This is a genomic window from Amycolatopsis speibonae (genome assembly GCF_042647925.1).
GTDB classification, from domain to species: Bacteria; Actinomycetota; Actinomycetes; order Mycobacteriales; family Pseudonocardiaceae; genus Amycolatopsis; species Amycolatopsis speibonae.
Genome location: NZ_JBHRWK010000045.1, coordinates 1 through 13,378 on the forward strand (window position 1 = coordinate 1; position 13,378 = coordinate 13,378).

Annotated in this window: 14 protein-coding genes; 9 read left to right on the forward strand and 5 right to left on the reverse strand. The window is 67.3% G+C overall.

The window, feature by feature from the left end; translation table 11 throughout:
* Positions 1 to 136 precede the first annotated feature (136 nt).
* The 5 genes from ACFOSH_RS27305 to ACFOSH_RS27325 all read left to right on the forward strand — a co-directional run bounded on the left by ACFOSH_RS27305 (position 137) and on the right by ACFOSH_RS27325 (position 4,118).
* Positions 137 to 754 (forward strand): DUF3558 domain-containing protein, encoded by a 618-nt coding sequence (locus ACFOSH_RS27305; RefSeq protein ID WP_378241924.1) that lies wholly within the window; start codon positions 137 to 139, stop codon positions 752 to 754.
* Between the two features lie 288 nt (positions 755 to 1,042).
* The gene (locus tag ACFOSH_RS27310; RefSeq protein ID WP_378241925.1) at positions 1,043 to 1,549 is read left to right on the forward strand and encodes a hypothetical protein; all 507 of its coding nucleotides are present in this window, start codon (positions 1,043 to 1,045) and stop codon (positions 1,547 to 1,549) included.
* Positions 1,550 to 2,152, forward strand: a complete 603-nt coding sequence (locus tag ACFOSH_RS27315; protein WP_378241926.1) for a DUF3558 domain-containing protein — start codon at positions 1,550 to 1,552, stop codon at positions 2,150 to 2,152.
* Positions 2,149 to 3,372, forward strand: a complete 1,224-nt coding sequence (locus tag ACFOSH_RS27320; RefSeq protein ID WP_378241927.1) for a hypothetical protein — start codon at positions 2,149 to 2,151, stop codon at positions 3,370 to 3,372. Before ACFOSH_RS27315 ends, ACFOSH_RS27320 begins: the two co-directional genes overlap by 4 nt.
* Before the next feature lie 2 nt (positions 3,373 to 3,374).
* The gene (locus tag ACFOSH_RS27325) at positions 3,375 to 4,118 is read left to right on the forward strand and encodes an ESX secretion-associated protein EspG (RefSeq protein ID WP_378241928.1); all 744 of its coding nucleotides are present in this window, start codon (positions 3,375 to 3,377) and stop codon (positions 4,116 to 4,118) included.
* Here the strand turns inward: ACFOSH_RS27325 and ACFOSH_RS27330 are convergent.
* From ACFOSH_RS27330 to ACFOSH_RS27340, 3 genes are all read right to left on the reverse strand, one after another.
* Entirely contained in the window at positions 4,115 to 4,870 is a 756-nt protein-coding gene (locus tag ACFOSH_RS27330; protein ID WP_378241929.1) for an amino acid ABC transporter ATP-binding protein, read from the reverse strand. The two genes, ACFOSH_RS27325 and ACFOSH_RS27330, sit on opposite strands and share 4 nt — an antisense overlap.
* Positions 4,867 to 5,670, reverse strand: a complete 804-nt coding sequence (locus tag ACFOSH_RS27335) for an amino acid ABC transporter permease (protein WP_020632475.1) — start codon at positions 5,668 to 5,670, stop codon at positions 4,867 to 4,869. Before ACFOSH_RS27335 ends, ACFOSH_RS27330 begins: the two co-directional genes overlap by 4 nt.
* Positions 5,671 to 5,740: 70 nt before the next feature.
* The gene (locus ACFOSH_RS27340; RefSeq protein WP_378241930.1) at positions 5,741 to 6,556 is read right to left on the reverse strand and encodes a transporter substrate-binding domain-containing protein; all 816 of its coding nucleotides are present in this window, start codon (positions 6,554 to 6,556) and stop codon (positions 5,741 to 5,743) included.
* A 148-nt stretch (positions 6,557 to 6,704) separates the two neighbouring features.
* Here ACFOSH_RS27340 and ACFOSH_RS27345 point away from each other — a divergent pair, with 148 nt between their 5' ends.
* Genes ACFOSH_RS27345 through ACFOSH_RS27355 form a run of 3 tightly spaced genes read left to right on the forward strand, consistent with a single transcriptional unit; the run spans position 6,705 to position 10,203 of the window.
* Positions 6,705 to 8,423 (forward strand): circularly permuted type 2 ATP-grasp protein, encoded by a 1,719-nt coding sequence (locus tag ACFOSH_RS27345; protein ID WP_378241931.1) that lies wholly within the window; start codon positions 6,705 to 6,707, stop codon positions 8,421 to 8,423.
* Positions 8,417 to 9,364, forward strand: coding sequence for an alpha-E domain-containing protein (locus tag ACFOSH_RS27350; RefSeq protein ID WP_378241932.1), 948 nt, complete (start codon positions 8,417 to 8,419; stop codon positions 9,362 to 9,364). Before ACFOSH_RS27345 ends, ACFOSH_RS27350 begins: the two co-directional genes overlap by 7 nt.
* Complete coding sequence (locus ACFOSH_RS27355) at positions 9,361 to 10,203, forward strand: transglutaminase family protein (protein ID WP_378241933.1); 843 nt, start codon at positions 9,361 to 9,363, stop codon at positions 10,201 to 10,203. The genes ACFOSH_RS27350 and ACFOSH_RS27355 overlap by 4 nt, the downstream gene beginning before the upstream one ends.
* Before the next feature lie 4 nt (positions 10,204 to 10,207).
* On the opposite strand, the gene ACFOSH_RS27360 is transcribed toward ACFOSH_RS27355, so the two are convergent.
* Together ACFOSH_RS27360 and ACFOSH_RS27365 are read right to left on the reverse strand one after the other, a co-directional pair.
* Positions 10,208 to 11,212, reverse strand: coding sequence for a FecCD family ABC transporter permease (locus tag ACFOSH_RS27360; protein ID WP_378241934.1), 1,005 nt, complete (start codon positions 11,210 to 11,212; stop codon positions 10,208 to 10,210).
* Positions 11,209 to 12,192: a FecCD family ABC transporter permease gene (locus ACFOSH_RS27365; RefSeq protein WP_378241935.1), complete on the reverse strand. Its 984-nt coding sequence runs from the start codon at positions 12,190 to 12,192 to the stop codon at positions 11,209 to 11,211. The genes ACFOSH_RS27360 and ACFOSH_RS27365 overlap by 4 nt, the downstream gene beginning before the upstream one ends.
* A 114-nt stretch (positions 12,193 to 12,306) precedes the next feature.
* Here ACFOSH_RS27365 and ACFOSH_RS27370 point away from each other — a divergent pair, with 114 nt between their 5' ends.
* Positions 12,307 to 13,305, forward strand: coding sequence for an ABC transporter substrate-binding protein (locus ACFOSH_RS27370; protein WP_378241936.1), 999 nt, complete (start codon positions 12,307 to 12,309; stop codon positions 13,303 to 13,305).
* Positions 13,306 to 13,378 lie beyond the last annotated feature (73 nt).

Consider the following 13,378-nt stretch of genomic DNA (forward strand, 5'->3'; position numbering starts at 1 on the left):
CCGCGTCCTCTTCGAGATCCAACACACCTTGAAGTCGATCACGCGGTGGCCGTCCTCATACCCACGACACGCCGCCACATCACACACTGCTGCTGCCGTACTAGACGCCCTTCGCAACCCTGGAAAGGCAGGTTGAATGGGATCACGTTCGGCTCTTTCAGTTTTGGCGACAGCTGCATTACTTGTCAGCGCATGCGACGATTCCGACAAAGGCAACTCGACGACACCGGCCCCTTCGTCCTCTGTCGAGCAGTCGACTTCGCTACCGCGTGCCGGTGCGCCGAACATCGACAATCCTCTGGACACCGCTGCTGCCGAAGCCGATCCCTGCGGCGTTGTGAAAAGTGATCAGATCCAAACCTTCGGTGGCGGCACCGTGGGCCGATCCCGGGTGGATGACCTGTCATCCGGCAAGGTCTTCACCTGGGTGTTCGCCGACGGGCTGGGCACGATCAGCGCAGGAATGAACACCGGAGAGCGTGATGGCCTCAGTCATCTGTACGCATTGAACGCGCAGGGCAGCGGCCTCACGACATTCAAACCGTCGGAGGCGATCGACGGCTATCCCTCGGTGGTCTTCGCGAACGGCGGGGAACGTGGCTATGTCTGCAACCTCGCTGTCGGGGTCCGCAACGACCTCATGTACACGATCGTCGCGACTCCTGGGACCGGCAACCCGAACAGATCCGACCCGTGCGGAATGGCCACCAAACTCGGTACGCTCGCAATTCAGCAGCTCAAGGCAGCGCATTGACCCGCTCATCACGACCTCCAAGATCGCAGGCGACAACATGAGCCGCGCCCGCCAGCCGATGTACGACCAGAACGCCTCGTTTACAGTGGCAGCGAGCCCAGGACAGATGTCCTGACTGGACAAATGCCCTCTTTCAGGCCAGAGCACGCTGATCGTCCCACCTTTCGATGGTGATCTTTCGCAGAACAGCTGATCAGCGATCTACCTGCTGCTATCGTCACCGGTTGGAGTCAGAGGTGAACTACGGGTAGGTCGCGCCCCTTCGCGGCCCGTGCGGGGAGGCACGACATGACACGACCGGGAAGCGGCCCTCAGGGGGTCTACAACCAGCTCAACACGACGCCGCCGCAGGCACCGCCGCAGGGGGCCGGGCTGATCCAGGGCGCCACCGCCGCGCCGCCACCGCCGGGCCCACCGCCGAACTACACCGAACTGGGCAAAGGGCAGGCGCAGGCCGACTTCGCGTCGGCGTCGGCGAACGGCGGCTGGGAGTTCGACCCCGAAGCCATGGACAAGGTGATCAAGTCCCTTGAGGACAGCCTTGAGAACCACTTCCGGCGGGCGCTCACGGAAGCCAGTCATCTGACCGGCATCGATGCCATGGGCGACGAGATCGCGAGTGATGGCTACGTGGCCACCGCCAACAAGTCAGGCGAGGCATATCAGAACTTTCTCGACGGGGCCGCGAACTACACGAGGGCATACGTGGCTACCTTGAGGGACATCAAAAAGGCCTACGAACAACAAGATCAAACAGCAATCGACGCCCTCCGCACCGTGGGAAAGGCCCTCTGAATGCGCTTCCGTCTCGTCGCAACGGTCATCGCCACGGCAGCAATGCTAGCTGGCTGCGGCACCGAAAACGGGGGAACACCCACGCCCGCACCGTCGTCGCCGAACGCGACAGAACTGCCGAGGGCCGGCGCACCCAAGGTCGCGACCCCCTTGGATACCGCCAAGTTCGCCTCCGATCCCTGTAGCGCCGCCACCAACGCGGAGATTGAAGGCGTCGCCGGCAAATTGAAGCGTACGGAGGCCGAGGACATCGCAGGCGGCCGCGGCTGCGCCTGGATCTTCAATGACCTGGCAGGCTCGGTCAGCGGCGGCCTGAACGTGAGCCAACCGGATGGCTTGAGCCATCTCTACGCCCTCAACAAGCAAGGCAGCGGAGTAACCACTTTCAAGCCACTGCCGGACATCGGGGGTTACCCGGCCGTTGTGTTCGCGAACGGTGGCGAAGGCGCCGGGAACTGCAATCTCGCGGTCGGGGTTCGCGACAACATGATGTACACCCTGGTCACGAAACTCTTCGAAAACAATCCCGCTTACAACGATCCCTGCGGGCTCAACGTGAAGATCGCCGAATTCGCGATTCAACACTTGAAGGCGGCCCAATGACCTACAGCGGCTGGGAGATCTTCACCAAGCTCAATGCCAACCCCAAAACGACCACGCGACTCGACGCGGCTCAGGTGGCATCCCACCACCTCATGGTGATCCATGAGGAAATGAGCAAGGCGATGGAGTCCAGCCAGACGGCGCTGAGTTCCTTCTGGAAGGGCAAAGCCGCCGACAGCGGAGCAGCAGGTCTCGCCCCGCTCATAGCGACCTCCAAGGTCGCGGGCGAGAACATGGACCGCGCCCGTCAGTCGATGTACGACCAGAACGGCTCCTTCCACTACACCCGCGGCAACGTCCGCCCGGTGGAGAAGGAGCGCGCCGGGGACAGCGGGCCCGAGGACATCCTGTCCATCGGTGCGAGTGACGACGAGATCGCGGCCGCGAAGTTCGACGCGGACACCAAGCACAACGTCGAAATCTACGAGCCGTACTACCAGAGCACCCAGCCGCGGCAGCAGTCGCTCGCGCCGGTTTACCCGGCCGCGCACGACCCGAACGTCTCGGCAGGGCCGATCACGCCGGATCCGGTCGACCCCGGTCAGACCAAGGTCAGCGGGTTCAGTGGCGGGCATGGCGAGACCGGTGGGCGGCATGGCGGACCCGGTGGTGGGTACACCGGCGGGCCCAGTTCGTACAGTCCGCCTCCGGGGGCCGAGGGGTATCAGGCGCCGAGGCCGCCGCAGATTCCGCAGCCGCCGAGGATGCCTCAGCCTCCGCAGCCGGGCAGGCGGCCGAACGACGGGACCGATCTGTCTTCGGTGAAAACCCCGCCCGCGATGCGGCCGGGTGAGTTCCGTCCTGGCACCTTCGGGCCCGGCAGCGGCGGACCCGGGGGTGGCCCCGGTGGCGGTGGCGGTGGCGGCGGATTCGGCCCGGGCTCGGGTGGGTTCAGCGGCGGCTTCGGGCCCGGTGGCGGGTTCGGGCCGGGTGGATCGACGGGCGGACCCGGCAGCATGGGACCCGGTCGTGGCGTCGGGGCCGGAATGCCCGGTGAGGGCGCGATGCGCGGACCTGGCGGGACACCGGCCGGAGGCGCGGCGGCGGGACGGCCCGGTTCGCCGGGTATGGGTGGCGGCGGTATGGGCGCCGGTAAGGGCGGCAAGGGTGGCGAGGACGAGGAGCACCAGCGCAAGATCACGCTGCAGGAAGAGGACGGCGACTCCATCTTCGGCGGCTACGACGGTGACAAGCCGGTTCCGCCGGTGATCGGCGCATAACCGTGCTCCAGAAGCCCGTCGAGCTGACGCTCCAGACGTACGAAACCTTGCTGGACCAACACAATCTCGGCGACATCCACCCGACGCTCGTCCGCGGCGCGCAGTGGTACCTGCCCGAGGAACGCCGCGAGCTGGCCGCCACCGCACAGTCCGAATTGGACAGACAGGGACTGCTCAGACGTGGCCGGATCGAGGACGAATTCCTTGACACGCTGCGTTTCCTGCAGCGGCCGACGGTCGAGTACTACTCGTGGGTGAAGTCCGAGGGGCGCGAACGGACCGTTCGCGCCGCGGGCAGTGGCCGCGAAGCGCTCACTGTCGTCCTGGTCGACAAGGTCGTCTACCTGACGCCGACCCGGCCGGACACGCTCCCGCAGGATTTCACCGGCCTGCTCCCCGAGGCCCCCGCCGCGCGCACACCGTCCTTGAACTGCTCGGAAGCCGATCTGCACGTCCTCATGAAGGGCGAATTGCTGACCGGCGCCAGCCCGAGCATCCGCGACGCCAAGAAGCTCCTCCAGTGGATCCGGTCGCCGCACACCTTCTTCGGACGTCTGTACGTCGCCATCCGTGACGGTGGCGGCAACCGGAAACGCGTCGAGAAGCCACCCGGCTGGATGGACACCGAGCAGGGCCGCGTCGTGTTCGGCCCGGACGCCAAGGGCTGGGTGAGCCTCATGGGCGCCGGGCCGCACGAAATCGCCGCCAAGGTGGTCCAGCTCCAGGAGCAGCTCCGGGGACGCTAGTCCTGGTGGTTCGGGTTGAGGACCCGCGAAAGGAACGTCTTGGTGCGTTCCTCTTGCGGGTCACCGATGACCTGGTCCGGCGCGCCCTGTTCGACGACGACGCCGCCGTCCATGAACAGCACGATGTCGGCCACTTCACGGGCGAACTGCATCTCGTGCGTGACGACGAGCATCGTCATGCCTTCCTGCGCGAGCTGCCGCATGACCGCGAGGACGTCACCGACCAGTTCGGGGTCCAACGCCGACGTCGGTTCGTCGAACAGCATGACGTCGGGGTCCATCGAAAGCGCCCTGGCGATCGCGACGCGCTGCTGCTGTCCACCGGACAACTGTGTCGGCAGCGAAGATTCCTTCTCCGCCAGTCCGACCTTCACGAGGTTGTCCCGCGCGATGCGCTCCGCCTCGTCCTTGCCGCGTTTGAGAACCTTGCGCTGCGCGACGGTGAGGTTTTCGAGCACGCTCAGGTGCGAGAAGAGGTTGAACGACTGGAAGACCATGCCGATCTTCGTGCGGGCGCCGTCGATGTCGACGTCCGGGTCGGTGATCTCGCTGCCGTTGACCACGATCTTGCCCTGCTGCGGTTCCTCGAGGAGGTTGACACAGCGCAACAACGTCGACTTGCCCGAGCCCGACGGCCCGATGATGCAGACGACCTGACCGCGTTCGACTCGCAGGTCGATGCCCTTGAGCACTTCGAGTTCGCCGAACGCCTTGTGGAGTCCCGAAACCTCGACGATCGTCTGGGTGCTCATACCGTTCCTCCGCCGGGCACTCCGGCCCCGTATTTCTTCTCTAGCCGCTGCTGCAGGATCGACAACGGGATGGTGATGACCAGATAACAGAGACCGGCGACGACGATCGGCGTCAGGCCCTTGGCCTCCAGCAGCGCCTGACGGCTGAACTGCGCCAGTTCCTGCTGCGCCGGCGTGGTGCCGAGCAGGAACGCCAGCGAAGAGTCCTTCGTCAGCATGATCAATTCGTTGGCCAGCGGCGGCAGGATGATCCGGAACGCCTGCGGGATCACGACGGTGATCATCGTGCGGGCGGGCGACATGCCGAGAGAACGCGCGGCCTCGACCTGTCCGCGCGGCACCGCCTGGATACCGGCGCGGATGGTCTCCGCCATGTAGGCCGAGGACACGATGCCCAGCGCCAGCATGATCGCGACGTTGCGCGGCAGCTGGGTGTTGAACGCCGTGGGCACGCCGATGCCGACGGCGAGGAAGATCAGCAGCGCGGGCAGGCCGCGAAAGAACTCGATGTACCCGCGCGCGAACCAGCGGTACGGGCCGACCGAGGAAAGTCTCATCAGGGCGAGCAGAAGGCCCAGCCCCAGGCCGAGCGCGAAGCCCAGCGCGGTGAAGATGACGGTGTTCTTCAGCGCGACCGTGATCACGTCCGGGAACTGCTTGGCGGCGACGTCGAGATCGAAGAACGCCTTGCCGATCTTGCTCCAGTCGGCCAGCAGCGCGAGCACGATCACGATCACCAGCAGCAGGACGTATTGCCCGGTTCGGAACGCCGAACGTCGCTGGCGGCGGCTCAAAGCCATTTCTCTCCTCAAACAGGTGGCGACAAACCTGTGGCCGGTGCACTGGGCACCGGCCACAGGGGACGGATTATCAACCGGCGGTCGGGCTACCAGGCTGCCAGGCCGGCGCCTTGCCGAACCACTTCTGGTAGATCTGCGCGTAGGAACCGTCCGCCACGGACGCCTTGAGCACCTCGTTGATCTGGCCGAGCAGCGCGGTGCTGCCCTTCTTCACACCGATTCCGTAGAACTCGTTGGTCTTGAATTCGGTGACGACCGTCGTGTCCGTGTTCGTCTTCGCGAAGTCGTAGAGCACGCCGTTGTCGTTGACGCCCGCGTCGACAGTGCCGTTCTTGACGGCCTGCTCCAGCAGCGCGAGGTCGTCGAAGGTGACGATCTCCGCGCCGGTCGCCTTCTCCTTGGCGTAGTCGGCACCGGTGGTGGCCGACTGGACACCGATCTTCTTGCCCGCGACGTTGCTCAGGTCCTTGATCGGCGAACCGGTCTTGACCAGCAGCGCCTGGGTCGCCTCGAAGTACGGGTCGGAGAAGTCGAACTTCGCCTTGCGCTTGTCGGTGATCGTCATGCCCGCGGCGGCGAGGTCACACTGGCCGCTGTTCATCGCCTCGCCGGACTCGATGTTCTCGAAGGCGATGTCGACGATGCTCTGCTCGACACCCAGCTTCTTGCCGACCAGGTCGACCAGGTCGACGTCGAAGCCGACGATCTTGTCGCCCTGCTTGACCTGGAACGGCTGGTAGGGCAGGTGGGTGCAGGTGGTCACCTTGCCGGAAGCGACGAGCTGGACGCCGCCGGCCGCGGTTCCGCCTTCCTCACCGCACGCGGACAGCGCGCCCGCGGCTAGGGCGAGCGCCGGGATCAGGGCGAGCGCTTTGAATCGGGCCACGTCGTCACTCCTTGTAGTTCCCATGTGTCGAGAGCACGCATATTGCCACTCATCCGGCGGCAAGCACAGCACTACGACGTTACAGCGCCGTTTCGGCCGTCACGGGCATTACATGAAGTATCGCGTCGACATGGCAGGGTGAGCGAGTATGGCGACCATGAACAACAACTCGGCGCCGCGCCTTCCCCCGGCCGGCCGCCGCCCTCGTGCCACCACTTCGGCGAGGCGGGCGTCGAAACCTGGAGCGCAGTTCGACGGCTATCTTTCGCCGTCCAGGCCGCACGCGGGCGCGTACGACGAGATGTTCAACGCCGATGGCACGGTCCGCCAGCCGTACCGGGCGCTGTACGAGTCGATCTCCGCGCTGACCTCGACGGACCTTTCGTCCCGATCGGCGGCGATCGACCGGGCGATGGTGGATCAGGGCATCACCTTCTCCCTGTCCGGCCAGGAACGCCCGTTCCCGCTCGACCTCGTGCCGAGGGTGATCACTTCCACCGAATGGAGCAAACTCGAACGCGGTGTGGCGCAACGGGTCCGCGCGCTCGAAGCGTTTCTCGCCGACATCTACGGCGATCGGCAGATCCTGCGCGAAGGTGTTCTTCCGCGACGGCTGATCACCTCGTGCGAGCATTTCCAGCGCGAGGCGTTCGGGATCAACCCGCCCAACGGCGTCCGCATCCACGTGTCCGGTGTGGACTTGGTGCGCGACGAGGAGGGCACGTTCCGGGTGCTGGAGGACAACCTCCGCAACCCCTCGGGTGTGTCGTACGTGATGGAGAACCGCCGCACGATGGCGCGCGTGTTCCCGGACCTGTTCGCCCAGCACCGGGTCCGCCCGGTCGGTGACTACGCCTCGCATCTGCTGCGCGCGCTGCGGGCCGCGGCCGCGGCGAACGTCGCCGACCCGATGGTCGTCGTGCTCACGCCCGGCGTGCACAACTCCGCGTACTTCGAGCATTCGCTGCTGGCCCGGCTGATGGGGGTCGAGCTGGTCGAGGGCCGCGACATGTTCTGCCGGGACAACGTCGTCTACCTGCGCACCACCGAGGGCGAACGCCCGGTCGACGTCATCTACCGGCGGATCGACGACGAGTTCCTCGACCCGGTGCACTACCGGCCGGATTCCGTGCTCGGTGTCGCCGGGATCCTCAACGCGGCCCGCGCGGGCAACGTGGTGATCGCGAACGCCGTCGGCAACGGCGTCGGCGACGACAAGCTCGTCTACACCTACGTGCCCGAGATGGTGAAGTACTACCTCAACGAGAAGCCGCTGCTGCCCAACGTGGACACCTTCCGGTGCTGGCTGCCGGACGAGTTCGACCACGTCATGCAGCATATGGAAGAGCTGGTGGTCAAACCCGTCGAAGGCTCCGGCGGGTACGGCATCGTGTTCGGGCCCGAGGCGACGCCTGCCGAGCTGGCCGCGCTGAAACGGAAGGTCCGGGCGCACAAACGCGGCTGGATCGCCCAGCCCGTGGTCCAGCTGTCCACCGTTCCGTCCAAAGTGGATGAACGGCTGGCGCCCCGGCACGTCGACCTCCGGCCGTTCGCGGTCAACGACGGCAAGGAGATCTTCGTCCTGCCGGGCGGGCTGACCAGGGTCGCGCTCCCGGAAGGCAGTCTGGTGGTCAACTCGTCGCAGGGCGGCGGTTCGAAGGACACCTGGGTGCTGGCACCGCGATCCTCCACGGCGGAACGGGAGCTGGAGCGGCCCGCGCTCGGCGCACTGTCCCATGTGGACGGCCTGATCGCCGAACAGGGCCCCGAGCTGACCACCACCCAGCAACAGCAGCAGCAACAGGCTCAGCAGGATGGGCCCTCAGCGGTAAAGAGTGCTTCGGGCCGTAGGAGGTCACCGTGCTAGCCCGTAACGCGGAATCGCTGTACTGGATCGGCCGGTACGTCGAGCGCGCCGACGACACCTCCAGGATCCTCAACGTCTCCGTGCACCAGCTGCTCGAAGACGCGAGCGTCGACCCGGACCACGCGAGCCGCCAGCTGCTCGCCGTCCTCGGCATCTCGCCGGAGGGCATGGACTCGCTCGACGTGTGGAAGCTGACCGAGCTGGTCGCCTACGCCAAGGACAATCCGGCGTCGATCGTCGGTTCGATCAACTCCGCCCGCGAGAACACCCGCGGTGCCCGCGAGGTCGTCTCGACCGAGCTGTGGGAATGCCTGAACGCGACGTGGAACGCGGTCCCGGACAGGCAGCGGTACGCGCGCCGTGCCGGGCCGCACGCCTTCCTTTCCTTCGTCGAGGAGCGCGCGGCGATGTTCGCCGGGCTCGCCGATTCGACGATGAGCCGCGACGACGGCTGGCTGTTCATGGTGCTCGGCCGCTCGGTCGAACGCGCGGACATGGTGGTGCGGCTGCTGCTTTCGCGGGTCCAGGACAGCGCGTCCTCGCCCGGCTGGATCACCGTGCTCCGCTCGGCGGGCGCGCAGGACACCTACCTGCGGACCTATCGCGGCGCGCTTGACGCCGCCCGGGTCGTTCAGTTCCTGATGCGGGACACGCTGTTCCCTCGCTCGGTGTTCCACGCGCTGCGCCAGGCCGAGGAGTGCCTGGAGCGGCTGGATCCCGGCGTCAATTCCCGGGCCAACGAGAAGTCCGAGGCGCTGCGGCAGCTCGGCCGCGCCCGCAGTGAGCTGGAGTTCCTGCGGCAGTCGGATCTGCTGGAGGACCTGCCGAAACGGCTCGTCGCCCTGCAGACGTCGATCAAGGACATCGGCGACGCGGTATCGGTGCAGTACTTCCATTCGTCGCCGTGGGTGGCCTGGAGCGGTGCGGAGGTTTCGCTGTGACCTGGCAGCTTCGGGTGGCTCACCGGACCGGATACCGGTACGCGACGCCGGCCACGCAGTCGTACAACGAGGCTCGGCTGACACCGCGGTCCGATCGGCGGCAGACCACCGTCGTGAACCGCGTCGAGACGACCCCGGCGACCCGTGCGTACCGGTACACGGATTACTGGGGCACCGTCGTGACCTCGTTCGACCTTCACGCGCCGCACACCGAGTTCACCGTGCTCGCGACGTCGGTGGTCGAGACCGCCGACGAAGGCGAGCCGATCCGTTCGGCGTCGTGGAAGGACCTGCGCGGCGACACCGTGGTCGACCACCGCACCGAATACCTGACGCCGACGCAGTACACGCCGCGCGATCCCGAGCTGACGAAAGTCGCGCGCGAACTGCGGAAGGGGCTCGACCCGGCGGAGGCCGTGCTCGCGGTCTGCGAATGGGTCAACAACCAGCTGAAGTACCAGCCGGGGACGACCGGCGTGCACAGCACGGCGACCGACGCCTGGCGTGCGCGCGAAGGGGTTTGCCAGGACTTCGCGCATGTGACGCTGGTGATGCTTCGCGCGATCGGCGTCCCGGCGCGGTACGTCTCCGGGTACCTGCACACGAAACCGGAGGCGAAGCTCGGCGAGACGGTCGAAGGCGAGAGCCACGCCTGGGTCGACGTCTGGACCGGCGGCTGGTGGGCCTACGACCCGACGAACGCGATCCCGGTCGGGACGCGGCACGTCTGGGTCGCCTACGGCCGCGACTACGCCGACGTGCCGCCGCTCAAGGGCATCTTCACCGGTGGCGGTCAGTCCACTTTGGACGTCTCGGTGCAGCTGACCCGGCTGACGTGACCCGTCAAGCCCTGCGCCGCAGCAACAGCCAGAGCAGGTAGACGCCACCGAGGGCCGCCGCGACGACGCCCGCAGGAAGCAGCGAAGACGCCAGCAGGCGCTGGCCAAGGTAGTCGGCCGCGACGACCAAAGTCGCCCCGACGAAGGCCGACGCCATCAGGTTGGGCCCCGGCAGGCGCGTCATCCTGCGCGCCAGCTGGGGTGCTGCGAGGGCGATGAACGGGAGCGGCCCGGTCGCCGCGGTGGCGGCGGCGACCAGCGCGACGGCGACCAGCACCAGGGTCAGCCGGACGCGGGGGACGTCGACGCCGATCCCGGTCGCGGTGTCGTCGCCCATCTCCAGCATGCGCAGCGCGCGGCCGTTCGCGAACACGATCGGCGCGAACACCGCCATCGCGATCGCCGGCGGCACGAAGTAGGTCCAGTCGCGGCCGGAGAGGTCACCGACGAGCCAGCCGACAGCCTGCGCGGCGGCTTCGAGGTTCGCCTTCACCAGCAGGTACGAGTTCACGCCGGCCAGCACCGCGCTGACCGCGATCCCGAGCAGCACCAACCGCGAGCTCAGCAGACCGTGCGGCGCGCACAGCGCCATCACGAGCAGCGCGGTCAGCAGTCCGCCCACCAGCGCCCCGAGCGAGACGACGCCGGGTCCGGCGCCGAAGAACAGGAGGGTCACGATGCCGCCGGTCGCCGAACCGGTGGTGAACCCGATGATGTCCGGGCTGCCGAGCGGATTCCGGGTGATCGTCTGGAAGATCGTGCCCGCCAACGCCAGCGCGGCGCCGACGAGGATCGCGACCAGCACCCGCGGCAGTCGCCCCATGACGACCAGGTACTGCGCCTTCGTCCCCGAGCCGGCCAGCGTCGCGAGCACTTCGCCGGGGCTCATCTCGTAGTCGCCCGTGCCGACCGAAAGCACGACGAGGGCCAGCGTCACCAAGGCCAGCGCGGCGACGACGATCGTGGATCGCCGGTCCAAACCGGACTCGCGGCGGACGAACGCGGTCATCGGCGCACCGCCTTCAGGCGGCGGGCCACGATCACGAACGCGATCCCGCCGACGACGTCGGTCATCACGCCGACCTGGATCTCGCCCGGCGAGCCGAGCAGGCGGCCGAGGACGTCGCAGCCGAGCAGCAGGACCGGTCCGAGCAGGGCCGAAAGCAGCATCACCCAGCGCTCGTCCTGGCCGATCAGCGACCGGACGACGTGCGGGATCATCAGGCCGACGAAGGCGATCGGCCCGCAGGCCGCGGTCGCCGCCGCCGACAGCAGCCCGACCGCGACCATCCCGGCGACGCGGACGAGCGCCGGATTCGCGCCGAGGCCGCGGGCCGTGTCCTCGCCCAGCGCCAGCGCGTTCAGCGCGCGGGCCAGCACGACCGCGATCACCACCCCCGCGACGAAGAACGGCAGCAGCACGGACAGCTGGTCGAGGTTCCGGTTGACCAGCGAGCCGACCAGCCAGAACCGCATGGCCTGCAGGTTGTGCGTGTTGATCATCTGCATGCCCTGGTTGATCCCGACGAACACCGCCTGGATCGCGACACCCGCCAGCACCAGCCGCAGCGGGCTCGAGGCGCCCCGCGTCCCGCCGATCACCGAGACCAGCGCGGTTCCCACGAGCGCTCCGGCGAAGGCGAACCAGACGTACTCGCCGGGCGAAGTCACCGAGAACACCGCGGAGCCGAGCACGATCGCGACGGCGGCGCCGTGGTTGATGCCGAGCAGACCGGGTTCCGCGACCGGGTTGCGCGTGATCGCCTGCATCAGCGCGCCCGCCAGCCCCAGCGCCATCCCGACCAGGACGCCGAGCACCGTGCGGGGCAGGCGATCGTCGCGGACGACGACATCGTTGTAGCTGCCGTCGTAAGCGAAGAGGGCGTGCAGGACTTCGCCGAGGGAAAGCCGGTTCGACCCGAAGCCGATCGAAAGCAGGACGACCGCGACGAGCGCGACCAGCGACCCCACCAGGACCAGCGTTCGCACGGAGACGCTGGTCCTGGGTGATCTGACGCGCTCCGTGACTTGGACCATGGCCCTCACAGTAAGCGAAGGCTAGCCTAACGACGAACCCTGGTCGTATGGCGAAAGAAGATCTCGATGCACCTCTCCCGACGCGGCTTCCTCGCCGGCACCGCGGCGCTCGGCGCCACCGGCCTCCTGACCGCCTGCGGCTATCAGGACGAAGCGCCCACGCAGGGAGCGGGCGCGACCTGGTCCTTCACCGACGACCGCGGCCGGAAACTCGAAGGCGAGCGGCCCACCCGGATCGTCGCGCAGGTGGCCGCGGCGGCGGCGCTGTGGGACCTCGGCGTGAAGTCGGTCGGGATCTTCGGCCCGTCGAAGTTCGCCGACGGCAAACCGGACCCGCAGGCGGGCGGCGTCGACCTGAACACGGTGACCTCGCTCGGGAACGTGTGGAACGAGTTCAACTTCGACAAGTTCGTCTCGCTCGATCCGCAGCTGCTGATCAGCGTGATGTACCTCAAGGAACAGATGTGGTACGTCCCGGACACGCAGACGGAGAAGATCGACAAGGCCGCGCCGAGCGTCGGGGTCCGGCTGCAGGACATCTCGATGCCCGAAGGGATCGCGAAGTTCATCTCGCTCGCGAAGGCGCTCGGCGCCGACACCGAGACCCCGGCGATCAAGGCCGCGAAGGACGAGTACGAGAAGGCCGACGCCGCGCTCGGCGAAGCGGCCAAGAAGGCGGCCGGGCTGAAGATCCTGCTGGTTTCCGCGCAGAAGGACGCCGTCTACGTCTCGAACGCGCCGAAGTTCGCGACCTCGAAGCACTACCAGAGCAAGGGCCTGGACTTCGTCGAGCCGGAGGCGCCGGACGAGAGCCAGGGCGGCTACTACCAGCAGATCAGCTGGGAGAACATCGGCAAGTACCCGGCCGACGTGATCATGTACGACAACCGCGGCGGTTCGCTCTCGCTCGGCCCGGACGGGCTCGGCGGCGTGCCGACCTGGGCCCAGCTGCCCGCGGTGAAGGCCGGGAAGCTGATCCCGTGGAACAACGAGACGCCGTTCTCGTACCAGCGCTTCACTCCGCAGCTGACGGAGCTGACGGCCGCGTTGAACAAGTTCGCGTGAGTAACCCCCGCGCAATTCGTCATCTGGATGCGGTCCTTGCACACGCAAGTACCGCATCCAGAGGACGAAACGC

Bases quoted from the DNA above. Each gene is read 5' to 3' on its own strand.
- ACFOSH_RS27310 (WP_378241925.1), top strand. From the start codon at position 1,043: ATGACACGACCGGGAAGCGGCCCTCAGGGGGTCTACAACCAGCTCAAC.
- ACFOSH_RS27330 (WP_378241929.1), bottom strand. From the start codon at position 4,870: ATGAGCACCCAGACGATCGTCGAGGTTTCGGGACTCCACAAGGCGTTC.
- ACFOSH_RS27360 (WP_378241934.1), bottom strand. From the start codon at position 11,212: ATGACCGCGTTCGTCCGCCGCGAGTCCGGTTTGGACCGGCGATCCACG.
- ACFOSH_RS27370 (WP_378241936.1), top strand. From the start codon at position 12,307: ATGCACCTCTCCCGACGCGGCTTCCTCGCCGGCACCGCGGCGCTCGGC.
- ACFOSH_RS27345 (WP_378241931.1), top strand. From the start codon at position 6,705: ATGGCGACCATGAACAACAACTCGGCGCCGCGCCTTCCCCCGGCCGGC.
- ACFOSH_RS27315 (WP_378241926.1), top strand. From the start codon at position 1,550: ATGCGCTTCCGTCTCGTCGCAACGGTCATCGCCACGGCAGCAATGCTA.
- ACFOSH_RS27305 (WP_378241924.1), top strand. From the start codon at position 137: ATGGGATCACGTTCGGCTCTTTCAGTTTTGGCGACAGCTGCATTACTT.
- ACFOSH_RS27320 (WP_378241927.1), top strand. From the start codon at position 2,149: ATGACCTACAGCGGCTGGGAGATCTTCACCAAGCTCAATGCCAACCCC.
- ACFOSH_RS27335 (WP_020632475.1), bottom strand. From the start codon at position 5,670: ATGGCTTTGAGCCGCCGCCAGCGACGTTCGGCGTTCCGAACCGGGCAA.